Source organism: Photorhabdus hindustanensis (genome assembly GCF_002968995.1).
Lineage (GTDB): Bacteria > Pseudomonadota > Gammaproteobacteria > Enterobacterales > Enterobacteriaceae > Photorhabdus > Photorhabdus akhurstii.
Genome location: NZ_PUWT01000007.1, coordinates 58,586 through 82,470 on the forward strand (window position 1 = coordinate 58,586; position 23,885 = coordinate 82,470).

A 23,885-nucleotide genomic window follows, 5' to 3' on the forward strand; every position below is an offset into this window, starting at 1 on the left:
ATCAAGGGATATTGAAAATGTCAGTTGTTAATTTCTCCGATCAACCAGTTGATGTCAGTAATGTTCATACCTGGCCAAAATCACCAGATAGGGATTTAACCGCATGTGGGCGTGACGCATATGCTGAAAAATCAGTGCAAGAAGCATTGATCGGAGATCCTGATAAAGCGATAAAATTAAGTGAATTAAATGATATTCTGGCTACCTGTGAACCTTTTGACTTTAACGGAGTTACTCTATATGCAAAAGATCCGGTATTGGCCCTAATTAAAGCATTATCAGAGAAGAATGGTTATTTATTGGATGATTCATATCCTCCTGAACAATGGCAAAGTGGAGGCGTTGATAAGCATAGCCGTATTGAAGATTTTATTGAATTCCCTAGCATGTTTATTAAAGGGATAGAGATGATCGATATGGGTCAGCTCTATCTTGGTAATTGCGGCTTTGTTAGCACCATTGGAGCAATTGCGTCCCATCCAGAAGGGCATAATGTGTTATTCTCTTCCATTTATCCGCCAGTTTATAATTCAACGGGCGTTTATTCCGTTAGAATCATCAATCAATCGAAAATTGGTTATTTACTGATTGACGATGATCTGCCTCGCGTTAGTTTCTCTGCTATGGAAGATAAAAATGAATTTTGGTATTACCTGATTGAAAAAGCATTTGCGAAATTGCATGGTAGCTATGAGAATTTAGGCGGCGGTAATGAAGTCTATTTTGGTATAGAATCGACTGCGAATACCAGTATTAATCAGGATAATCAGGATCGTATTTGGGATGAGAAATTTATCGATATCTTCAAAGTAAAACATCATGTAACTTATCAAGGAACGGGTTCGTCTACGGATTTGGTATCAGGTCATGCTTATTTAATATTAGATGCTCAACAATGGAATGATATTAAGTTAGTACGACTGCATAATCCGTGGAATGTCGTTAAATACAAAGGTCCATATTCCCCTGGTTCTGCTGAATGGAAAAATATTCCAGAAGACGTGCAAAATGATATATTCCAGAATAGCCGATTTGAAGGGAAATCATTCTGGATGCCATATGATCTTTATGTTAAGAATTTGCCAAAAATCAGCGATATGTATCTCAGTGAAACCATCCCTGATTCACTGAAAAGTATTGCAAATCCATCTCCAATTCAAGAGTGATGAAATTTTTGGTTTGCTAAATTAATTATTACAAAGTAATAGAAAATAAAGTAGCTCTAATGGAGTAGGTAGTTATAAAAAGCAATTAGCCCAGATGCTATTATTAGCATAACTCAATCCGGCGAGAGCTCAGATTGCAAAAACCGGATTGAGTTCCCTTTTAAGTGATAGATTATTTTGCGAAGTTATTTATTCATTTTATTTATAATCATATCTCTATTATGATTGAAATAATGTTTCTATTTTCATTGTTGATTAATAGATTAATGCCAAGATAAAAAATCTAATTAAATAATTAATTCATTTCTATTAATTATCTTTGGGTTGTATATAATAAAAAAATTACAGCTATCCTTGACGAACCTAAATCTACCAACTTAAATAAGATAGTTATATTCAATATTTCTATGAAATATTAGGTAAAAGATATTTTTATTGTTGTTGATAATTACGACCGTCCTATTTACTCGAATAGAGAAAACCGTTGTTCATCAGTAAGATCTTAGTTTTTGACTTGGGTTAGTTTTCTCGTTTCGGTTACTTAAACCATAATTATTTGGTGAGTTATATATGAAAAAAAATCCGTCTAACTACAATATCGAAGTTGACATTACTCCCAGCAACTTATCTATTCTTTGGGTTTCCATTACTAACAGTGCTCCATCTTCACCAACAAATCAAACACGTAATATTTACATTAACGGATGCATGACTGGTGTTGTTTATGTGGGATATCAATACACACCAACAGGCAGTGAAACTCAAAGTGATGTAGAAAGTTATATTCAGCAGAATATTAGCTTTTACGATTACGATAATCCCTCTGAAATCATATCTAATGAATTAAATATCCAAAGTTTTAACCAAACTAATGATCCGGGCGCCGCTTATGCTCACGATATTTATGCCGAAAACTTGACCACAGATAGCCTAAATGTCGATGTTCAAAATGAAATAATTACCGGTAGTCTACCATTTTATCTTTTACCTCCTTCTACAATGGGAGCTAAGACCTTTCAAACATTTGTTTGCGTTGACGGTAATAGCCAATCTCCTACATCGAACACGAATCCGGCTTCCACCTACAGCAGCTCAAGAGTAACGGTAGAGTGCCAGGTACCCACATTTAGTACGAGTGATTTTACTTATACCAGCAATGTTATTACTGCCGGAGCAGAACTTCCTACTGGCTCAGATACCCCAGGTTCACTCAGTATTGATGAAATTAATTATGCTGATTATTGGACAGGGCAATCATCCAATTTTTGTTTTATTGACTGGATTATGGATGAGAATACTGATGATATGGCTTCTGCAACACATTGTAATGTTGCAGAATCAGGGAAAAACGAATCTATTCTTATGGGATTTACGTTAAATACATTCAAACCTGTAGACCAACCTTCAAATTATTTTGGTTCTTATCCCTGCTCAACATTTTATATTGCTAAAGGTAATACCTATCTTCCTCCTATCACTACTTATGATGAAAACAATCCATACACACCAGTTTGGAGCGACTGGTACGAGAATTATTATAACTTCTGGTATACGCCTCATATTCCACCTTTTACCAGTAGTGATCCTTTTTCTCTGTGGGGAGCGTTTGCGGATGATTGGGAAAACACCATTTCCAAGACAGCTAATAGGCTAGGACTAATCGTAGTGCGAACTAATAATGGTGGGGCGGGGTATCTCCATAAGCCAAATGTTCCAGGTGATATGATGGTGAGTCGGTTGACTATCATTGATACATCATCTATTCAACACCCACCGGCGAGCCTTAAACAGGAACACAATAATATGGGGTATCTTCGTGCCCGGGACAATTTCGGCAACATCATTAAATTTCAATTTATTGCCGAATGGACGTCTTACAATATTCACGGTGATGCTGGGGATGTTCGTTATGAGCCTGAATATGGTTCGGTCACTTATGCCATAAAATCAGCAATGGTTGATAACGACAATTAGGCATATCCCAAGGAAAAACACCACGGCACGTTAATTCTGCCGTGGTATTTATCTGATGATCTATACCGTTACTTTCTTTGCCATATGAGCGCAACATAATTTCATAATCTTATAAATTGCGAGGTACTTTCATGGCATCACCTATTTATTCTAGTGCTTTTAACGAAAGCAGTTATCTCTCCGGTCAGCCAGATTTACGAACCGGCTTATTCAGTAAACGTTTTACGTTGGGAAGTGTTGTTGGCAATGCCGGCAATGGACCTTCACTAGCCCTAACGTTAGCCTTTGATCCACTCACTGCCTGGAGTGACCAAGCCTATACTCAAAGCGCCGGGAATTACCCTGAAAAACCTTGGGGTTATGGTTGGACACTTTCAGTTCCCCGATACAGTTTTGATAGTGATTCTAATAGTGGGCAGCTCAGTTTGCTCCAAGGTATGTCTTGGGTGGTATTGGACGGTTTAACTTCGGGAGATAAACCTCTGGATGGGCATTTATTGCTGACGTTGCGTGTGAATATTGCACAGGATGGACAAACGCTGACGGTCACCTATGCCAACGGTACAATATTGACTTACACTTTCAGCTTAGATAGCAGTCGCCTACAGGATGCGTTGCTGACATCGATTCGTTCTGCCAATGGGCGCTCTTTGACTGTTCAATATGTGCCCGGGAGCGGTGAGTTGCAGTCTATCATTGATGATACCGGTATGGTGCTGTGTTATGTAGATAGTAACGGTCCTTGCCTTGGAGGAAATGTACTGTTTTACCCAGTACAGAATGGAACAACTTGGGAGGCTGATAGTAACAACCCTGATAGCTATGTCGTTACACTCACGGCCCAAAATGCATTATTGACCAAGGTCACCTATCCAGAGTCTCTGATTTACACTCTGACGTATCAGGATTTGTCACCCAATAATGTGCATATGTATTACTTGACCCAGGTGGTGCATGCTACAGGGATGGTTGAGAATGTTGAATACTTGGCGCAACTTCCTCTGCCTAATCCTCCAGCGGGTTATCCTACCTATATTTGGGGGGTTACCCAATATACTCAGTCACCGGGGGTAGGGACACCTGACTTGGTGAGTACCTACACCTACGGTACAGGGGATTCTGGGATTGAGGGGGATAACACAGGCAACAATTTCTTCGGCTATGGCGCGCCAAATGTCTCGTTAACCAGTAATCTTGACACTTTATTGCATGTCACACAGGCGTACTGTTACACCAACCAACAGAAGACCGTGTTTGATGACAGCACTACCGTTGTGACAACACAGACCTACGACAAATTTCATTCGCTACTGAGAAAAGTGGTAACGAGGGATGATAGCGTTCACACACAAACACTAAACAGTTCTTATGGTTATGTTAATGAGAGTTCTGACATTACCGGACAAGATCCGAGGTATAAACTCCCAACGCAAGCTGATGCTACTTACCAGGATAATAGTGTTTCTCCGGCACTCTTTCGTACCGAAACCACGCAGCTTGATTGGAGTGAAAATGGTCAGTTGGTCAGTAAAACCGATAAAGCTGGTACTGTCACAGAGTTTAGTTATTATTCGGCTACTGGAGAGAGCGATGGTGACAACCAGTGTCCGCCTGACCCTAATAACTTTTCCTTGCATATCAAAGATAAGGTGGTAACCCCTGCGCCGGTTAATACCGAACAAGGAATTCTATTTGATGATGCCCCGATTTCCCGAATGCACTATCAATACGCAGTTATGCCGTGTTACGACAATACTGAGTTGCAATATATTGTCACGACGCATCAGAGTCAGTATTACACGGTGGATAGCACCGAATCCTTATACAGTGATGTCAAATATGCCTATTACGATTCTTTGGATGCTAGTGACAGTGCTTTAGTGTATGGTCGCCAAAAAAGTGTAAGCACGACATTGTATGATTATTCTGGAGCTCAACCAGTCAGTACGGTATCCCAACAGATAATGACCTATGTATCGGGAGATTCGACACAGACACCGGCTCCAATGCTGAATTACACCGGTTTAGTGAGTACCACTACGACTCTATTTGCTGGAGAACTGTTGCAGCAAACCCAGTCGGTAACCAGTACTGCTGGGAAATCGTTACGGATCGTACAAAATAGTCATCAGCCGGAGACATGCACGACTCTGGATTATCAGTATGACGGATTAAGTCGGGTAGTATCCGAAGCTGCGGCTATCAACACTAGTTACGCGGCTATCCGAACATACAAGTATAATTTTGCTGAGTTTGATGCCAATCTGTCGTCGATACAGACACCTGCTACACTTTTGCAAACTGATGCTAAAAATGGACAATTAAAGACCCTCTATGACGGTGCCGGTCACCCGATTCAAACATTTCTCTTAGATGTGGATGGTGTTGTTGCGGCTCCTACAGATTTCTACCTTGTTCGTCGGTTTAGCTATAATGCTGGTGGTAGTGTTATTAGCACCACATCAATAGATTACGTTCCAGGGGATACGTCTACCAACCCGTCTCAGTCTGCGACGACAACCCGTTCCTATGATGTTTGGGGAAATGTTAGTGCTGTCACATACAGTGATGGTCATCAGCACATCACAATACAAGATCCTATCTTCAACACGACATTCAGTTATCTGCAAAGTTCTCCAGATGCACAAGAGCAACTGAGAGTACAGTGTACGTTGACAACATCGTCGTTTTTGGGTGTCCCAATCACAACGGAAATGCAGAATGCAAATGGAGAGCATTATGCTATTACAACTTATGCATATGATGGCGTTGGGAATCAGCGTCAGGTCATTGATGCTCAGGGAAATGTGACAAGTACAGATTATGATGTGTATCAACGTCCAACAGTGCAAATCCGGCCTGATTTTACGCAGAATGTTACGCAGTACGCTCCAAGTAGTACACAGGCACTGCCGATAACTGTGGGTGTCCGTGCTTCAGAAAATGATGGGATTGTTACGCTCGGAGAGCGCACCTTTGATGGATTCAACCGCATCGTAACCGAAACGGTTGGGGGACGTATCACACAATATACCTACGATGATAGTGGTGATTTGCAGCCACAAAAGATGATCACGCCAGTAGGGGATAATATCACTCTGAACTACCAGCCCCGGTTAATGAATGTCCTGCTTTCCGCAGGTCCAGATCCAGGTGGTAATTTCACCCCTTCTGCTCAGTACAGCTATGATGATATCAGCGGTATCATGCTGACTGCTTTACTGACAGATGACGTAGGCAATAGCAATCAGGCAACCATGACTTATTTTAGCTCTGGTCAGCTAAAGTCGGAACGTTTTGATTTAACAATTGAAAGTGTCCCGCAACCAAGCAAAAATACGCAATATACCTATACTTTGAAAGGAAAACTGCTTACCTATACGGATGTGTGCGGAAATACACAAACTTTGCACTATGATTCATTAGGTCGTCTGAATAGTTGTACGCAACAAATGTTGGCTGTTGATATTGCTTATAATTTCTTTGGGCAACCAGAAAAAGTCACTGCTGTGGATAGTGATACAGGGAATACAGCGATACTGTTACTTTCCAATGACACTTTTGGCCGGGAAAAAATCCGCACATTTTATACGACGGTGAATGGCGAGAGTAACCAGCAAACGTTGATACTAAGTTACAATACCCTCAACCAAATCACGCAGCGCGAGCTATTACGTAACACAGTGTCTGTTCGGACAGAGACCTACATTTATACTTTACTGGGGCAACTGGGAACCTATACCTGCGAAGGTAATGAGTATCCGGTGGATATAACTGGGAAAGCTATTTATAGACAGGGTTTTAGTTTTGACCTCTATGGCAATGTGGCAACATTAATCACTGATTATTCAGATAGTAGCAGTAACACGGCGACTTACCAGTACAGTGATACCGATCCAACACAACTCATCAGTATCAGCAACGTTCCTAACACGGAACAGGATGCTACCTTCAGTTATGACGGCAATGGCAATATGTTAACGGATGAGCAGGGGCGGCAATTGACTTATAACAGCCTCAATCAACGTACTGCTATCTTTGAGAATAACGGCACATTGCTTGCTCGTTATGCTTACGATGCACTGGGGCGACAAATTGCGTTACAACCGGTAGAGCAGCCAGTACGGACTTTCTGGTACCAAGGACAGACATTGGTGAATGAAATCCAGGGAAATATGCAAGCAGCTTGTCTGTTGGGGTTAGCTTCATTGACAAATGACGGTGAAAGGTGGCAGGCCCAGCTTCTGGGAACTGACAACCAAGGGTCAGTCATTCAAATCACGGGCAGTACAAGCACAAATTACCGGAGTTACACTCCTCTAGGATACACGCCAAAAATTGGTAGCAGTGAAAATCTGTCTGTTCCAGACAAAGGTTATATTGGACAACCTACAGACCCAGTGAGCGGTGATCAGTTGCTGGGGAATGGTTACAGGGGCTATAACCCGCGCATTGGGTGTTTTATGTCGCAGGACCGAGCCAGTCCGTTTGGTAGAGGGGGCTTCAATGGTTACGAGTTTGATAATGGCAACCCGATCAATAATACCGATCCGTCGGGTCGTGGGCCTGTAGTCGATCTTTTTGAGGTATTACTGGGTGTAACAACGGAAATTGCGGCGGCGATAGTAACGGGTGGCGCTGCGATACCTGAAGAGGCGGCATTGGATGCTGGGGTTATTGGTGCAGAAGTTGGTGCTGACACAGGGGTTGAGGCTGCGGGAGAAATCGGTGCGATGGATGCGGCTGGTAATGTTAGTGGTGCCGTAGAAACATCAGGTCTTGGGGAGGGAACATTGGAAAATACCAAGCAAAAACTCTATCCTGTAGAGGAAAATCTTGCTGGGTGGGCCCAACGTGAAGGTGAGGCTACTGTGACCGTAGTACATAAAACAAGTGATTTGGATGTTCTTAGTGATACAACTCGATCGCATAAATTTGTTTTTAACCAAGAAGGAAAGTTGGCAATAGGTAGCATCAGTAAAGAGGTTGATCCTAAGATGTTGTCCCATCCTGCACTGGCTGCAATTGCAGGTAAGAGTGGTGTGATAAGTGCAGGGTATCTTCACCGAGCGGGTAATAAAATTTTCTTAGTTAATCACTCAGGGCATTATCGACCCAGTTTTGAGCGGCTAGTGCCTGTTAAAGGATATATACAAAATGATTTGGAACTAAAGACTTATAAGATTAGAGCAAACTCTCTTGAACACCTTCTGCTGAAACTCATTTGGTAACGTCACAAATGGAAACCTCCTCTTAATTTTTTAGAGGAGGTTAACAACGAATATATTTATAGAATCATTGACTTTAAAATTCGTGTAGAATGCGCCACCACGGAGTTAGGATTATGATGTATTTTTTGACATCCTATGCTATCAAATGTATTAAAATCAGTTTGTTATGATTGAATTCCACCATAACGTATTGATTGATATATAACACGACGCCTGTGAAGGCGACAATAGAGGTTGCTCAATGAGCGGTAAAACACAGAAATCTGAAAAGTTACAGAAAATTCTCGCGCGTTCCGGTCACGGTTCCCGCCGCGAAATAGAAGGTTATATTCAACAAGGGCGCGTCAGTGTTGACGGTAAAATTGCGACTTTAGGCGATCGCCTTGAAGTTCAGCCCGCCACAAAAATTCGCCTTGATGGCCGGATATTAAGTATCAAAGAATCTCAAAAAGCGATTTGCCGTGTTTTGGCTTATTACAAACCAGAAGGTGAACTTTGTACTCGTCATGATCCAGAAGGGCGGCCAACGGTTTTTGATCGTCTGCCTAAATTGCTAGGTTCCCGCTGGATAGCGGTTGGGCGTCTGGATGTGAATACCTGTGGTTTGTTGCTATTTACCACGGATGGTGAACTGGCTAATCGTTTGATGCATCCAAGCCGTGAAGTTGAACGCGAATATGCAGTCCGTGTCTTTGGTGAAGTTGATGATGCTAAATTGAAGCAATTGGCTAAGGGGATTCAACTGGAAGATGGTCCCGCTTCATTCCGCACTATCGCGTTTAAAGGCGGTGAGGGGATGAATCAGTGGTATAACGTCACGTTGACAGAAGGGCGTAACCGTGAAGTTCGTCGTCTTTGGGAAGCAGTTGGCGTACAGGTGAGCCGCCTTATTCGTGTGCGTTATGGCGATATTGGCTTGCCAAAAGGTTTACCACGCGGGGGATGGACAGAACTGGGTCTGGAGCAGACTAACTATTTACGCCAATTAGTGGGTTTGAATGAAGAAACGGTTTCCAAGGTGGCAGTGGGGCCTGATCAACGTCGGCTTAAAGCTAACCAAATCCGCCGGGCAGTTAAACGCCATGCTCAGGTAACATCACGTCCATCGGCAGGAAAACGTCAGGGCAGTTCGCGCCAGAACGCGGGGCGAACAACCGCACCAAAAGGCCGTTAAGTTTTCTGGGTCTCGTGTCATAGCGGGACCTTTTTACCAGTCGATCCCTTTTTGTGCCTTAATACCGGCGTCAAAGGCATGTTTTACCGGACGCATCTCTGTGACGGTATCTGCCATTTCCAATAATTCACGATGACAACCGCGGCCGGTGATAATAACAGATTGGTGCTCCGGTCGGTGGTTAAGCGCAGTAATAACCTCTTCCAGAGGAAGATAGCCATAACTCACCATATAAGTCAGTTCATCCAATACGACCAGATCCAAATTGGGATCAGATAACATCTCTAACGCATGGCGCCATACTTGACGGCAGGCTACAGTATCGGTTTCCCGACTTTGAGTTTCCCAAGTAAAACCCGTCGCCATAACATGGAAATTCACCCCATGTTGTTCTAGCAGATTTTTCTCGCCATTCTCCCATGTACCTTTGATAAATTGGATCACACCGGCGCGAAACCCATGACCTATCGCACGGGTCACTGTGCCAAATGCAGCGGTGGTTTTGCCTTTGCCATTGCCGGTAAAAACGATGAGGATACCCCGTTCTAACTGGGCGGCTTCAATACGGGAATCCACTTTTTCTTTTAGGCGTTGTTGCCTTTTCTGATGTTGGTTGTCATTGATTGTCATTATTCGGCTGGTCCTGCTTTGCGTCCGGGTTGTGCATCAAAACTGATGCCTGTTTTATGCAGACTATCTCTGCCCATAAGATAAAGATACAGTGGCATAATATCTGCCGGTGTTTTCAGTTTAGCAGAATTTTCGTTAGGGAATGCGCGGGCGCGCATATTTGTGCGAGTGCCGCCGGGATTAATACAGTTAACGCGTAGAGAAGCGTGTTTATATTCTTCGGCTAAAACTTGCATCATGCCTTCGGTTGCAAATTTAGAGGCAGAATAAGCACCCCAGCCACTGCGACCTTTGCGGCCAACGCTCGAACTGGTAAAGATGAGTGATCCGTCAGGCGACGTCAATAATAGCGGCAGCAAAGCTTGAGTTAACATAAAGGTCGCATTGACGTTGACTTGCATAACGTCATGCCATAATTGGACGGGTTGCTCCGCCATCGGCGCGACAGCTCCCAGTAAACCGGCATTATGCAATACGCCATCCAGACGCGGATAATGTTGCGCTAAATTGTCAGCGAATGTCTGGCACTCTTCGGCTGTGACGGTAAGCAGATCCATTGTGTAAACAGTTGCAGGTGCGCCGCCTACTTGTTCAATCTCTTTTTGGACAGCTTCCAGTTTGTGTGTTGTTCTGCCAAGTAAGATCACTTGTGCGCCATAACGGGCGTAAGTCAAAGCCGCTTCACGGCCAATACCCTCTCCAGCGCCTGTCACCAGAATAATACGTTGTTGTAGGAGGTCATGTTTTGGTTGGTAATGTAACATTTGAAGATTTCCTATTGTTGACGGCGCGATTTGTTACCGTCGGAGGCCGTTCGGGCTATCAAAACAGAAAGTTATATATTGAGTCAAATTTGCCAAGGTTGATTGCTCAGGAGATATACCCGTCATCTTTCAAGCTGCCTCTTTGTTGGCTGCACTCGCTCACCCCGGTCACATAGTTTGCTATGCTCCCGGGGATTCACTCTCTGGCCGCCGCGATGCAACTTGAAATCCATAGGGTATAAACGGAAAATATGGCGGGTTGATAGAGGTTTGTGTAAGTTTTTATGGCGTGGAGTCTTTTGTTGTCTGATTTATTAAAGATAATGCTGTGTTGGTAGTTATTTGCTTCTGGCTAATATATAATTTTTCTTCGTCAGAGAGTGAGTATTTAATCCAATTTCATACCGGAGTGATTATGAGTCCAATACAAACGGAAAAAGCAGCCCTTCTAATTTAATCAATTTGTTAAATTTTACATTAGAAGGGGAAAATATGAATTACTCAAAGATTGAGATAGATCGCTGGGATAGGAAAGAGCATTTCTTGCATTATCGTAATGTCGTGCAATGCGGATTTAGTCTGACAACTAAAATTGATATTACCCATTTGTTATCTTCGTTGGTAGAAAAACAATATAAATTCTACCCAACCATGATTTATTTAATATCAAAAGTTGTGAACTTTTATTCTGAGTTCAGAATGTCCATAAAAGATGAAGAATTAATTGTATGGGATGATGTAAATCCTGCGTATACAATCTTTCACAAGGAAACCGAAACATTCTCATCGATTTGGACTGAATTCAATTCCGATCTGGAAGAATTTATGAAAAACTATTCTGCTGATTATGAAACCTATAAAGATAATCTTTGCTTTTTTTCTAAACCAGAACTACCTGAAAACCATTTTCACATATCGTCGGTGCCGTGGGTAAGTTTTGATGGATTTAACTTGGATATTGCGAATTTTACGGATTATTTTCCACCCATATTTACAATGGGAAAATTTTACCAAGATGGAAATCAAACTCGGTTGCCTTTGGCAATTCAGGTGCATCATGCTGCTTGTGACGGTTTTCATGTGGGGCGTGTTATTAATAAATTACAAGAACTATGTAATGATTTTGTTTAGTTAAATACAACCTGAATTATTTATGACCTCAATATAAAGTTGTATTGAAATACACTAATAGCCATCAGTTAATACTGGTGGTTTTTATGTCCGTAATATTTATACCCTATGGATTTCAAGATGCATAGCGGCGGCAAGGGAGCGAACCATTGCATCATTTATAGCGATAACGGTCTCTTTTCCTGCTGTTCGATAATTTCCTGTTTCTCTTTCAGGTAGTCGTAGCGATCATAGTGCTTGGTTGAAACGCCGGGTTTTTTGTGATTCTGCAATTTAATCCCTCATTTTTGAATTGGTTCCCCATTTCTCGATCTAATGGTGTAGAATTGGCTACAGAGACCGATATACTGGGCGTTTTTATTTGTACATATTCGTGTTTATTGAATGCGAGTTAATTATAATATATTGTTTTTAAATGAAAAAAATTAAATACATTTATTGTAAATTCATAATCTAAGAAACAAAAGGTGGGTTTTGTGGAGTACTTATCTCTTTACGGGTTGTTTTTAGCCAAAGTAGTTACTCTGGTGCTGGCGGTTATTGCTCTGGCAATATTCGGTATCGGCATAGGAATGCGGAAATCCTCTCTAAAAGGAGAATTGAAACTCACCGATCTCGGTGAATCATATCGGGATAAGCAGCGTCAAATGCAGCGGGCGCGCATGACAGAAGCGGAAGGGAAAATCTGGCAGAAAGAGTTTAATAAACAACAAAAACTCGAATCCAAACAGAAGAAGAGTGACGCTAAAACCGGTCATAAAGGATTACAGAAACCTTGCCTTTATGTGCTGGATTTTAAAGGGAGTATGGATGCTCATGAAGTTGATTCATTACGTGAAGAGATTAGCGCAATTCTGGCCGTGGCAGATGCAAAAGATGAAGTGTTGTTACGTTTGGAAAGCCCTGGAGGAATGGTGCATGGCTATGGGCTGGCAGCCTCTCAGCTTGTCCGTTTGCGTCAGAAAGGCATTCGCTTGACTATTGTCGTAGATAAAGTTGCTGCCAGTGGGGGCTATATGATGGCCTGTGTTGCTGATCGTGTGGTTGCCGCACCTTTTGCCATTATTGGTTCTATTGGCGTGGTCGCTCAGATTCCGAACATTCATAAGCTATTGAAGAAAAATGATATCGATGTGGAACTTCATACGGCTGGTGAATATAAACGTACACTGACTGTGTTGGGAGAAAATACAGAACAGGGCCGGAAAAAATTTCAGGAAGATCTGAATCAGACTCACGAACTATTCAAAGCGTTTATTCATACACATCGCCCATCACTTGACGTGGAAAGTGTGGCGACAGGTGAATACTGGTACGGCTCACAAGCGAAAGAGAAGGGATTGATTGACGAAATTGGTGTCAGCGATGATCTGTTGATTGCTCAAATAGATAATTGTGAAGTTATTGGCGTTAGTTATACACGTCGTAAACGCATGGTAGAGCGTTTCACCGGCAGTGCAATGGAAAGTATTGATAAACTGTTATTGCGTTGGTGGCAAAGAGGGGAGAAGCCTCTGCTTTAATTAAAGTTCCGCTATTTTGAATCAATTATCTTGGCGTATCCCAAGGCGTTCTATTTTGACGTTCAGGGACGCCTTGATATATTGCTTAACTATATGTGCTAATTGTACAGCGCGACGCTTATTATCATGATGTTATTCCCCTGAAAAACCCGCTATTTTGGTCCTGTTAAAATATTACAGGTATTACATAATTTGCTTTACATCCCCCTTCCTGCTTGTGAGGAGCCGCAGGCTTTTCTACACCAATAGTTGATACTCTGGCTTTGCGTTTATCTGTTCTGCCGGGCTGATCTTCAAACAAGTACAAGTCACTTTTGCACAGCGCTATTGGCGTCTTTAAACGCACTATGCAAATCCCCGAAGAATGGCAACTTACAATAATATTCATAAGGAAATAAAGTATTATGGCTATTTCACAATACGATATTCATACCAGTCATGCTGTCATCTCTGTTGCTGATACGGGAGGTGATGGATTACCGGTCCTCCTTATACACGGTAATTCAAGTTGTAAAGAAGTTTTTCGCCATCAAATTAACTGTTTTGGTGACGAATACCGGATTTTAGCGATTGATTTACCAGGGCATGGTGCTTCATCAAATGCAGTGGACCCTCGCCGGACCTATTCGATATCCGGCTATGCTCTTTGCATCATCGAAGTACTGGAAAAGTTAGGCATCGATAAAGTTGCTGTTTTCGGATGGTCACTGGGGGGGCATATCGGTTTGGAGTTGATCCCGCGATTCCCTGGGATTGTTGGGCTAATGATTTGTGGTACGCCGCCGGTTAGCCCAGGTGCTGAGAATGTCAGGCTTGGATTTAAACCAAGCCGGTTTATGGCAATATCTGGTAAGGCTTTGCTGACAGAAGAGGAAATTACGGATTATACCCTGGCGTTGTATGGAGAAAACGCACTTTGCGAGCCATTTTTAAGAGCCGCAGTGGCTCGGACCGATGGTTTGGCTCGGCAATATATGTCTGAAGCGTCGGTTTCACCGGACGTTATGGATCAACGGTTATTGGTTGAAACAAACCCAACACCACTTGCTATTGTTAATGGTGCAGAAGATTTATTTGTTAATATTGACTATATTAACGGAATAACCTACAAAAATCTCTGGACTGATCAAGTGTATAACTTGCTCCACTTGGGACATGGACCATTCTGGGAAGCTCCAGAGCTGTTTAATCGTTTGATGGCGGGTTTTTTCTCTGATCTCACCTTAGAAATGTAATTAATACCTGTAGTTTGTCATCAGCGGTATTTTATATACCCGGCAGATATATTTTTATATCGTTTTCATATATCTGCCTATTCATTGCTCAATAAGTTTTTGTTATTAATTTTCGAGATAATATTGTTTCGGTAGGATATGCTTCAGATGTTTGAACATATTGAAAATAGTAGTACTTTTACCTATAGGTAAACCATTTCCGCTTAGAAAAGATTCACCATCAATACTAATACATCTCCTTTTTGCTCTACGCTGCTTATATACATGCCATGAATAAAACCTTCATGTTGACGGATGATATGGCTGGTTTTTTTTATCATTGTTCACCTTTAATCGGTGTTGTTCGGTTTTATCTTTTCCTGTCCTTATCAAAAATAATTTGTTGCGCATCATTTTTTATCAGGTAGAGTGTGAACTTTTCATCATGCAGATGGAAGATTTTGTTTACGGTGATTACTTCATTCATTTGCATAGCTTATGGGCGGTATCTAAAATACCTTAGATAATTCAATATGTTTCGAGTTTGGGGAAATCAACTGAATAAAAATAAGTTGATATATTGAGAATCTATCGCAATATAAAAAGAGGTTTTAAATACCGTGATATGGCGCAGTGAATTCCACCATCTGAAAAGATAATTAGGTAAAGATAACTATGGGTAAAGCTCTTGTAATAGTGGAGTCCCCGGCAAAGGCCAAAACAATCAACAAATATTTGGGGAGTGACTACGTGGTGAAATCCAGCGTTGGTCATATCCGTGATTTGCCGACCAGTGGCTCAGCCAGCCAAAAGAGTTCGAGCTCATCTACCGATAAGTCTAAGAAGAAGGTCAAAAAAGATGAGAAAGCTGCATTAGTCAACCGTATGGGGGTTGATCCATACCGTGGTTGGGAAGCGAATTATCAGATTTTGCCGGGCAAAGAGAAGGTCGTGGCAGAGTTAAAATCGCTGGCTGAAAAAGTTGATCATGTTTATCTCGCAACGGATCTTGACCGCGAGGGAGAAGCCATTGCATGGCACTTGCGGGAAGTGATTGGTGGTGATGGCGATCGTTTTAGCCGGGTTGTTTTTAATGAAATCACTAAAAATGCCATTAAACAGGCATTTGATAATCCGGGTGAATTAAATATTCACCGGATAAATGCTCAACAAGCTCGTCGTTTTATGGATCGAGTTGTGGGTTATATGGTTTCTCCGCTACTGTGGAAAAAGGTCGCCAGAGGGCTATCTGCCGGTCGGGTGCAATCGGTGGCGGTACGTCTTGTAGTAGAGAGAGAACGTGAAATTAAAGCGTTTGTACCGGTAGAATATTGGCAATTACATGCTGATTTGCTGGCGAAAGGCGAAATTTCACTGCATATGGAAGTGACTCATCAGCAGGGTAAACCGTTTAAGCCGGTTAACAGTGAACAAACCCAAGCCGCCGTCTCTTTACTGGAAAAAGCCCGTTACAAAGTGCTTGATCGTGAAGATCGTCCGACATCCAGTAAACCAGGTGCGCCGTTTATCACTTCTACATTGCAACAGGCAGCGAGCACGCGTTTAGGGTTTGGCGTTAAAAAGACCATGATGATGGCTCAGCGTTTGTATGAGGCCGGATATATTACTTATATGCGTACTGATTCAACTAACCTGAGTCAGGATGCGCTGGATATGGTTCGTGGTTATATCGGTGATAATTTTGGCGATAAATACCTGCCAAAAACCGCCAATACTTACAGTAGTAAAGAGAATTCACAGGAAGCGCATGAAGCGATTCGTCCTTCCAGTGTTGATATCATGGCAGAACAACTGAAAGATATGGATGCGGATGCACAGAAGCTGTATCAGCTAATCTGGCGTCAGTTTGTGGCCTGTCAGATGACACCGGCGAAATACGATTCCACAACATTGACTGTACAGGCGGGTGATTTTGAATTGCGTGCCAAAGGCCGTACATTGCGTTTTGATGGCTGGACAAAAGTGATGCCTGTATTGCGCAAAGGTGACGAAGACCGCACGTTGCCGGTTGTTGAAATTGGTACAGAACTTGATTTGCAACAACTGCTCCCAAGCCAACACTTTACTAAGCCACCGGCACGTTATAGTGAGGCATCTCTGGTTAAAGAGCTGGAGAAACGCAGTATTGGTCGCCCATCCACTTATGCTTCCATTATCTCCACAATTCAGGAGCGTGGTTATGTTCGCGTAGAGAGTCGCCGTTTCTACTCAGAAAAAATGGGAGAGATTGTGACTGATCGTCTGGAAGAGAATTTCAACGAGCTGATGAGTTATGATTTTACTGCGCGAATGGAAGATCAGCTTGATCAGGTTGCAAGTAACAAAGCTGAATGGAAAGGGGTTTTGGATGAATTTTTCACTGATTTTAGTGAACAGCTAGACGTCGCCAATAAAGAACCGGAAGAGGGTGGTATGCGGCCCAATCCGATGGTTATTACCTCTATTGAATGCCCGACATGTCAGCGTTCTATGGGCATTCGAACGGCAACTACTGGCGTTTTCCTGGGTTGTTCTGGCTACGCGTTGTCACCTAAAGAGCGTTGTAAGCAGACGATAAACCTTATCCCTGAGAATGAAATTCTTAATATCTTGGAAGGGGATGAGGCGGAAACAAACGCGTTGCGAGCTCGTCGTCGCTGTAAAAAATGTGGTACGGCGATGGACAGCTACCTCATTGATAACCAACGTAAATTACATGTTTGCGGTAATAACCCTGCTTGTGATGGTTATGAAGTGGAAGAGGGCGAATTTCGCATTAAGGGATATGACGGTCCTGTTATCGAATGTGATAAATGCGGCGCTGAAATGCACCTGAAAATGGGTCGTTTCGGTAAGTACATGGGCTGTACTGATGAAACTTGTAAAAATACGCGTAAGATCTTGCGTAGTGGGGAAGTAGCGCCGCCAAAAGAGGACCCGGTTCCGTTACCAGAGCTTCCTTGTGAAAAATCTGATGCCTATTTTGTATTACGCGATGGCGCTGCTGGCGTATTTTTAGCAGCGAATACCTTCCCTAAATCTAGAGAAACCAGAGCGCCGTTGGTAGAAGAGCTAGCGCGTTTTAAAGAGCGTCTGCCGGAGAAATTACGTTACTTGGCTGATGCTCCTGTGGCAGATGCCGAAGGCAATAAAACAGTTATCCGTTTTAGCCGTAAAACTAAACAGCAATATGCTTCTTCGGAGAAAAATGGCAAGGCGACAGGTTGGAGCGTGTTTTATGTTGATGGAAAATGGGTTGAGAAAGATAAAAAGTAACAATTTCTGATAGAATCAACACTCTCTTTTTCTTAGAAAAGGGATTATTTTCTTCTATTAAGCCAACCTTATAGGTTGGCTTTTTTCACCTATAGGCAGTATCTTAAAATATATGAATTAGAATCGCGCTAAACATTCATTATGAATTTTCAATTATTCGTTATATAAATATATAATCGTGTTATAGTGGTTATATGCGACAACAATATTATTTCTATTCGTTATAATAAATAGCAAACAGCAATATCAGTCCAGGTTTCTAAGTCATAATTGTTCACAGCGTTTATTTTGGGATGGTGTTTATATGAAATTGCAACAGCTTCGTTACATCGTGGAGGTGGTAAACCACAACCTTAATGTTTCATCTACGGCAGAAGGATTGTATACATCTCAACCCGGGATCAGTAAGCAAGTCAGGATGCTTGAAGATGAATTAGGTATTCAGATTTTTTCCCGTAGTGGTAAACACCTGACGCATGTTACTCCCGCAGGTGAAGAGGTTGTCCGAATTTCTCGTGAAGTATTATCTAAGATTGATGCAATACGGTCGGTTGCTAGTGAACATACTTATCCGAATCGTGGTTCGCTATATATTGCTACTACCCACACACAGGCTCGTTATGCATTACCTCCTGTGATTAAAGGCTTTATTGAACGTTATCCGCAGGTTTCTTTACACATGCATCAGGGGTCGCCGACGCAAATTGCTGAAGCTGTGAGTAAAGGTAATGCTGATTTTGCTATTGCAACTGAAGCGCTCCATTTATATGAAGATTTGGTAATGTTGCCTTGTTACCATTGGAACAGGACGCTGGTGGTGACGTCGGATCACCCGCTGGCAGGTAAAGAGAGTGTTTCAATTGAAGAATTGGCTGAATATCAACTGGTCACTTATACGTTTGGCTTTACTGGTCGTTCTGAGTTAGATGTTGCATTCGATAAAGTAGGTTTAAAACCTAAAATTGTTTTCACTGCGACGGATGCTGATGTGATTAAAACTTATGTCCGGTTAGGGTTAGGCGTGGGGGTTATTGCCAACATGGCGGTTGATCCGGTACAGGATAAAGATCTGGTTTGCATTGATATGCGTGATAAATTCGGCTATAGCACAACTAAGATTGGTTTTCGTCGCAGTAGTTTCTTACGCAGCTACATGTATGACTTTATGTGGCGTTTTGCGCCTCACCTGACGCGTGATGTGATTGATCAGGCGGTTGCTCTACGTTCGAATGAAGATATCGAAATGATGTTTAAAGATATCAAATTACCAATCGTATAATGAAATAATTAGGGAGCTAATATTGCTATTAGTTCCCTAATTTTGCTTATCAGTTGGATTCAAACTCACCACTGAAGAAATCATCAGACTCTTCTATTGATGTTTTTCTTTGTTTATTAATGAAACTATCAAAACTGGCTTTAATCTCAGGATTTTCGAGCGCTTCATAGTCTAAGACCGATATCAAGGATGAATACTCAAAATCAATGTTGACATTTTCATTAGAAGCACAACTTGATAAAAAGTTTGCATTAGTGCTATCAAAATTAACGCGATAGAGTTTTAGTTTCGGAATATATACGGTCTTATCTCCTACAATTAAGGTATCGATAGCAATCGTCAGTGTCACAGTAGAATAGAAGCCTTTATTTTTCCGTATACCTAAGCGGATCGTTTCCCCTTGTTTAGTAAGGAACTTAGCGAAATCCGGCAGCATATCTGTATTTTCGAATACAACCACATTCATAATGAAATTAAGAAAACTTTTTGAGATGCTTAAACCATTTAATGAATCGGTGTAATTTTTCGATTCAACTTTGCTGGTGCCCATTAGTGGTAACTTGTCAACCACTTTACTCCAAAAGTCCATATCTGTTTTATATTGCTCTCCATACTTTTCCGCGTATTTATTGACATAATTGGTTGCGATGGAGGAAAGTGCAATTAATGTTTTACTTAAACTATTGGTTTTCTCTATAACTTCTGGTTTATCAGATAATTGTTTGGCTATAATGAACTGAACTAAACCATCTTTTTCGTTATATTTATTGGTATTTTCTATACTGAAATAAGCGTCATCGATGTGAAAGAAGGTATTAGCTTCATTGATTTTTGCGATATGTTCCTGGTTATGAGTAATTGCGTTTTTTATATCCATTATTTTGTCCTTGTTTTTTTAATTGATAATTTTAATCCAATTGAATTGTTAGCGAGCTAATTCTATCTGATTATCATTCGATTGTTTACCCGACTAAATTATCAAAATTTATTACTGAAATTCTGATGGATACACTGAATTGACACATTGTGCGGTAATAAAAAACAAATATTTGCTTATATGTTATGTTTAATTTGTGCCATTATCGTTAAGGTAGCTTTGAGTTATGCCAGTATAAGAAGAAGGAGGAGTTATGTCGTTTGATTTGAAAAAGGTTTGTGTTTCAACACTTTCCGCTGCAAGTAAACAATATGATTATTACAGCTTACCACTGGTTGCTAAACATTTGGGGGATATTTCCCGTTTACCCAAGTCTATGAAAGTTCTTCTGGAAAATCTTCTTCGCAATATTGATGGCAATTCTGTTGTTGATGATGATTTGAAAGCCATTGTTGATTGGCAAAATACCGGCCATGCAGACAGAGAAATTGCTTACCGACCAGCACGTGTATTGATGCAGGATTTCACCGGTGTTCCTGCCGTTGTTGATTTAGCGGCCATGAGAGAAGCGGTCCAGCGTCTTGGCGGTGATGTTGAACAAGTTAATCCATTATCACCCGTTGATTTGGTTATTGACCATTCAGTTATGGTGGATAAATTCGGCACGGAAAAAGCCTTTGAGCAAAATGTTCAATTAGAAATGGAACGGAACCATGAACGTTATCTCTTTCTGCGCTGGGGGCAAAAAGCATTTAACCGTTTTCGTGTTGTTCCGCCAGGAACCGGGATTTGCCATCAGGTAAACCTGGAATATCTGGGAAAAACGGTTTGGCATGAAATGCAGAACGGGCGGGAGCTGGCTTATCCTGATACTTTAGTTGGTACCGATTCTCATACTACTATGATCAATGGCCTCGGTGTTTTAGGATGGGGTGTAGGTGGTATTGAAGCCGAAGCAGCTATGTTAGGACAGCCTGTTTCCATGCTTATTCCTGATGTGGTGGGTTTTAAACTTACCGGCAAGTTACGTGAAGGGATTACCGCAACAGACTTGGTACTGACAGTGACTCAGATGCTGCGTAAACATGGCGTGGTCGGGAAATTTGTAGAATTTTATGGGGATGGGTTAGCTGATTTGCCGCTGGCAGACAGAGCAACCATTGCCAACATGTCGCCGGAATATGGGGCAACTTGCGGTTTCTTCCCGGTAGATGATATTACCCTAGGCTACATGCGGTTGACAGGGCGTACAGAACAGCAGATCGCGTTGGTGGAAGCCTATTGTAAGGTTCAGGGATTATGGCGAAATCCCGGTGATGAACCGGTATTTACCAGCACTCTTGAGCTGGATATGTCGACAGTGGAAGCGAGCCTCGCTGGACCGAAACGTCCACAAGATAGAGTGGCTTTAGCGCAAGTACCTCAAGTATTTCAATCAGCCGTTGATCTGGAAATGAATAAATCCCAGGGGCAAGCCGCCTCAGCGCCAGTTAATCAGGATAACCAGAAGTATGAGTTAGAAGAGGGAGCTGTCGTCATTGCTGCGATAACTTCCTGTACCAACACATCTAATCCCAGTGTACTGATGGCTGCGGGTTTGTTGGCGAAGAAAGCGGTTGAGAGAGGGCTTAAACGCCAGCCGTGGGTGAAAACTTCACTGGCGCCCGGCTCGAAAGTGGTGACGGATTACCTTGAACTGGCGGGTTTGATGCCATATCTGGAGAAACTGGGCTTCAATCTGGTTGGTTACGGTTGCACAACTTGCATTGGTAACTCTGGGCCACTGCCTGAATCTATTGAAACTGCGATTAAGCAGGCTGATCTTACCGTCGGCGCCGTCCTTTCTGGCAACCGAAACTTTGAAGGTCGTATCCATCCTCTGATAAAAACTAACTGGCTAGCGTCGCCGCCGTTAGTCGTGGCATATGCTTTATCCGGCAATATGAAAAAGGATTTGACTAAAGATCCTCTTGGTCAGGATCAACAAGGCAATGATATCTATTTGAAGGATATATGGCCTGATAGCAAAGAAATTGCTGAAGCCGTTGAGCGAATTAAAGCTGATATGTTTCACAAAGAGTATGCGGAAGTCTTTGATGGTGATGAAACATGGCAGTCGCTGGATGTTGAAAGTTCTGCAACTTATCACTTCCAACCTGATTCTACTTATATTCGTCACCCGCCATTCTTTAGTGAGATGACTGCCGAGCCAGAAGCGATAACGGATATTCACGGTGCGAATATATTGGCTATTCTTGGGGATTCGGTAACTACAGACCATATTTCTCCGGCGGGGAATATCAAGGCTGACAGTCCAGCAGGGCGTTACCTTCAAGAACATGGCGTTGAACCTAAGGATTTTAACTCCTACGGCTCAAGGCGTGGTAATCATGAAGTCATGATGCGAGGAACATTTGCCAATATCCGTATCCGTAATGAGATGATTTCTGGTGTAGAGGGAGGATATACTCGCCATATTCCGTCACAGACACAATTAGCAATTTATGATGCGGCTATGTGTTATCAGGAAGAAAAAACACCATTGGCTATTATTGCGGGCAAAGAATATGGCTCCGGTTCAAGCCGCGACTGGGCAGCGAAAGGTACCCGATTATTAGGCGTTAGAGTGGTGATTGCGGAATCATTTGAGCGTATTCACCGTTCGAACCTGATTGGTATGGGGGTATTACCATTGGAATTCCCTCAGGACGTAAATCGTAAGACGCTAAATCTGCAAGGTGGTGAGACAATTGATATTGAAGGGATGAATAACCTCAAGCCGGGACAGATTGTACCGGTGAAAGTGACTTATGCGGATGGGCGTAAGGAAATCATTAATGCTCATAGTCGTATTGATACCAGAACTGAATTAGATTATTTCCACCACGGTGGTATCTTGCATTATGTTATTCGCCACATGTTGAAATAGATTTTACAGCATACTAAAGACGGCACTGATTATTTAAGCGCCGTCTTTTCCGGCTAGTTTGCTGAAAAACTAATTTTGCTCAGGTAACAAATGACCCATTTTTCTGGCTTTGGTATCCAAATAATAAGCGTTTTTAGGATTCCGGCCGGTAATTAATGGAACACGTTCTACGATATTAATACCTGCTTCGGTCATAATTTCCACTTTTTTGGGATTATTGGTTAGCAGGCGAATAGCTTGAACGCCGAGTAATTTATACATATCCGCACATAAAGTGAAATCACGCTCATCGGCGGCAAAACCTAACTGATGGTTAGCTTCTACAGTATCGATACCGTTATCTTGTAACGCATAAGCACGAATTTTGTTGATTAAGCCAATATTACGACCTTCTTGCCGATGGTAAAGTAATACACCTCGCCCTTCTTTAGCAATCTGGGTAAGGGCGGCTTCAAGTTGAAAACCGCAATCACAACGTAGACTAAATAGGGCGTCACCGGTCAGGCATTCTGAATGGATTCTGGAAAGGACAGGCTCATTGCCAGAAATAGTGCCGTATACTAATGCGACATGATCTTGACCTGTGGCGACTTCTTCAAAGCCGACCATTAAAAAATCTCCCCAGGGAGTGGGTAACTTGGCCTCAGCGACTCGTTTTAATTGCATTTTATTGTTCATATGTTGATTCAGACTCGTTACAAGACATAGATGTGAAAA

15 protein-coding genes and 1 pseudogene are annotated in these 23,885 nt (G+C 42.1%); 10 read left to right on the top strand and 6 right to left on the bottom strand.

The annotated features are described in order from the left end of the window. Positions 1-17 precede the first annotated feature (17 nt). The 4 genes from C6H66_RS03175 to rluB all read left to right on the top strand — a co-directional run bounded on the left by C6H66_RS03175 (position 18) and on the right by rluB (position 9,545). Positions 18-1,166, top strand: a complete 1,149-nt coding sequence (locus C6H66_RS03175) for a C2 family cysteine protease (RefSeq protein WP_248000598.1) — start codon at positions 18-20, stop codon at positions 1,164-1,166. A gap of 570 nt (positions 1,167-1,736) precedes the next feature. Beyond that, the gene (locus C6H66_RS03180) at positions 1,737-3,140 is read left to right on the top strand and encodes a hypothetical protein (RefSeq protein WP_105394793.1); all 1,404 of its coding nucleotides are present in this window, start codon (positions 1,737-1,739) and stop codon (positions 3,138-3,140) included. Between the two features lie 131 nt (positions 3,141-3,271). Beyond that, positions 3,272-8,371 (top strand): RHS repeat-associated core domain-containing protein, encoded by a 5,100-nt coding sequence (locus tag C6H66_RS03185; protein WP_105394794.1) that lies wholly within the window; start codon positions 3,272-3,274, stop codon positions 8,369-8,371. Between the two features lie 241 nt (positions 8,372-8,612). Further along, complete coding sequence (gene rluB / locus C6H66_RS03190; protein ID WP_040148667.1) at positions 8,613-9,545, top strand: 23S rRNA pseudouridine(2605) synthase RluB; 933 nt, start codon at positions 8,613-8,615, stop codon at positions 9,543-9,545. A gap of 33 nt (positions 9,546-9,578) precedes the next feature. Here the strand turns inward: rluB and cobO are convergent, their stop codons facing one another. Together cobO and C6H66_RS03200 are read right to left on the bottom strand one after the other, a co-directional pair. Further along, positions 9,579-10,175, bottom strand: a complete 597-nt coding sequence (cobO, locus tag C6H66_RS03195; RefSeq protein ID WP_422615628.1) for a cob(I)yrinic acid a,c-diamide adenosyltransferase — start codon at positions 10,173-10,175, stop codon at positions 9,579-9,581. After that, the gene (locus tag C6H66_RS03200) at positions 10,175-10,939 is read right to left on the bottom strand and encodes a YciK family oxidoreductase (RefSeq protein WP_105394795.1); all 765 of its coding nucleotides are present in this window, start codon (positions 10,937-10,939) and stop codon (positions 10,175-10,177) included. Before C6H66_RS03200 ends, cobO begins: the two co-directional genes overlap by 1 nt. Positions 10,940-11,431: 492 nt before the next feature. Between C6H66_RS03200 and catA the strand changes: the two genes are divergently transcribed. After that, positions 11,432-12,070 carry a type A chloramphenicol O-acetyltransferase gene (catA, locus tag C6H66_RS03205; protein ID WP_105394796.1) on the top strand — a complete coding sequence of 213 codons (639 nt, stop codon included), beginning with the start codon at positions 11,432-11,434 and terminating at the stop codon, positions 12,068-12,070. Between the two features lie 158 nt (positions 12,071-12,228). On the opposite strand, the gene C6H66_RS03210 is transcribed toward catA, so the two are convergent. Beyond that, the gene (locus tag C6H66_RS03210; RefSeq protein WP_235319350.1) at positions 12,229-12,342 is read right to left on the bottom strand and encodes an integrase; all 114 of its coding nucleotides are present in this window, start codon (positions 12,340-12,342) and stop codon (positions 12,229-12,231) included. A 204-nt stretch (positions 12,343-12,546) separates the two neighbouring features. Between C6H66_RS03210 and sohB the strand changes: the two genes are divergently transcribed. Both sohB and C6H66_RS03220 read left to right on the top strand, forming a co-directional pair. Beyond that, a complete protein-coding gene (gene sohB / locus C6H66_RS03215) occupies positions 12,547-13,593 on the top strand; it encodes a protease SohB (RefSeq protein WP_105394810.1) in 1,047 nt (348 codons plus the stop codon). Positions 13,594-13,997: 404 nt separating this feature from the next. Then, positions 13,998-14,828 (top strand): alpha/beta fold hydrolase, encoded by an 831-nt coding sequence (locus C6H66_RS03220; protein ID WP_046397492.1) that lies wholly within the window; start codon positions 13,998-14,000, stop codon positions 14,826-14,828. Between the two features lie 105 nt (positions 14,829-14,933). Here C6H66_RS03220 and C6H66_RS03225 read toward each other — a convergent pair. Next, positions 14,934-15,148, bottom strand: a pseudogene (locus tag C6H66_RS03225) (DUF2498 family protein). A 334-nt stretch (positions 15,149-15,482) separates the two neighbouring features. Between C6H66_RS03225 and topA the strand changes: the two are divergent. Both topA and cysB read left to right on the top strand, forming a co-directional pair. Next, a complete protein-coding gene (gene topA, locus C6H66_RS03235; protein WP_046397491.1) occupies positions 15,483-18,083 on the top strand; it encodes a type I DNA topoisomerase in 2,601 nt (866 codons plus the stop codon). A gap of 304 nt (positions 18,084-18,387) precedes the next feature. Further along, positions 18,388-19,362, top strand: a complete 975-nt coding sequence (gene cysB, locus C6H66_RS03240; protein WP_036805759.1) for an HTH-type transcriptional regulator CysB — start codon at positions 18,388-18,390, stop codon at positions 19,360-19,362. Positions 19,363-19,411: 49 nt separating this feature from the next. Here cysB and C6H66_RS03245 read toward each other — a convergent pair whose 3' ends face one another. Then, on the bottom strand, positions 19,412-20,239 hold the full coding sequence (locus tag C6H66_RS03245; protein WP_105394798.1) for a hypothetical protein: 828 nt from the start codon (positions 20,237-20,239) through the stop codon (positions 19,412-19,414). 253 nt (positions 20,240-20,492) lie between these two features. Between C6H66_RS03245 and acnA the strand changes: the two genes are divergently transcribed. Beyond that, on the top strand, positions 20,493-23,168 hold the full coding sequence (acnA, locus tag C6H66_RS03250) for an aconitate hydratase AcnA (RefSeq protein WP_105394799.1): 2,676 nt from the start codon (positions 20,493-20,495) through the stop codon (positions 23,166-23,168). Positions 23,169-23,237: 69 nt separating this feature from the next. On the opposite strand, the gene ribA is transcribed toward acnA, so the two are convergent. Continuing rightward, positions 23,238-23,834, bottom strand: coding sequence for a GTP cyclohydrolase II (ribA, locus tag C6H66_RS03255; protein ID WP_065388677.1), 597 nt, complete (start codon positions 23,832-23,834; stop codon positions 23,238-23,240). Between the last annotated feature and the right edge of the window lie 51 nt (positions 23,835-23,885).

Excerpts from the sequence above, each read along its gene's own strand:
- C6H66_RS03200 (WP_105394795.1), bottom strand. The coding sequence starts at position 10,939 with ATGTTACATTACCAACCAAAACATGACCTCCTACAACAACGTATTATT.
- C6H66_RS03220 (WP_046397492.1), top strand. The coding sequence starts at position 13,998 with ATGGCTATTTCACAATACGATATTCATACCAGTCATGCTGTCATCTCT.
- topA (WP_046397491.1), top strand. The coding sequence starts at position 15,483 with ATGGGTAAAGCTCTTGTAATAGTGGAGTCCCCGGCAAAGGCCAAAACA.
- C6H66_RS03245 (WP_105394798.1), bottom strand. The coding sequence starts at position 20,239 with ATGGATATAAAAAACGCAATTACTCATAACCAGGAACATATCGCAAAA.
- cobO (WP_422615628.1), bottom strand. The coding sequence starts at position 10,175 with ATGACAATCAATGACAACCAACATCAGAAAAGGCAACAACGCCTAAAA.
- catA (WP_105394796.1), top strand. The coding sequence starts at position 11,432 with ATGAATTACTCAAAGATTGAGATAGATCGCTGGGATAGGAAAGAGCAT.
- ribA (WP_065388677.1), bottom strand. The coding sequence starts at position 23,834 with ATGCAATTAAAACGAGTCGCTGAGGCCAAGTTACCCACTCCCTGGGGA.
- cysB (WP_036805759.1), top strand. The coding sequence starts at position 18,388 with ATGAAATTGCAACAGCTTCGTTACATCGTGGAGGTGGTAAACCACAAC.
- C6H66_RS03185 (WP_105394794.1), top strand. The coding sequence starts at position 3,272 with ATGGCATCACCTATTTATTCTAGTGCTTTTAACGAAAGCAGTTATCTC.
- C6H66_RS03175 (WP_248000598.1), top strand. The coding sequence starts at position 18 with ATGTCAGTTGTTAATTTCTCCGATCAACCAGTTGATGTCAGTAATGTT.
- acnA (WP_105394799.1), top strand. The coding sequence starts at position 20,493 with ATGTCGTTTGATTTGAAAAAGGTTTGTGTTTCAACACTTTCCGCTGCA.
- C6H66_RS03180 (WP_105394793.1), top strand. The coding sequence starts at position 1,737 with ATGAAAAAAAATCCGTCTAACTACAATATCGAAGTTGACATTACTCCC.
- rluB (WP_040148667.1), top strand. The coding sequence starts at position 8,613 with ATGAGCGGTAAAACACAGAAATCTGAAAAGTTACAGAAAATTCTCGCG.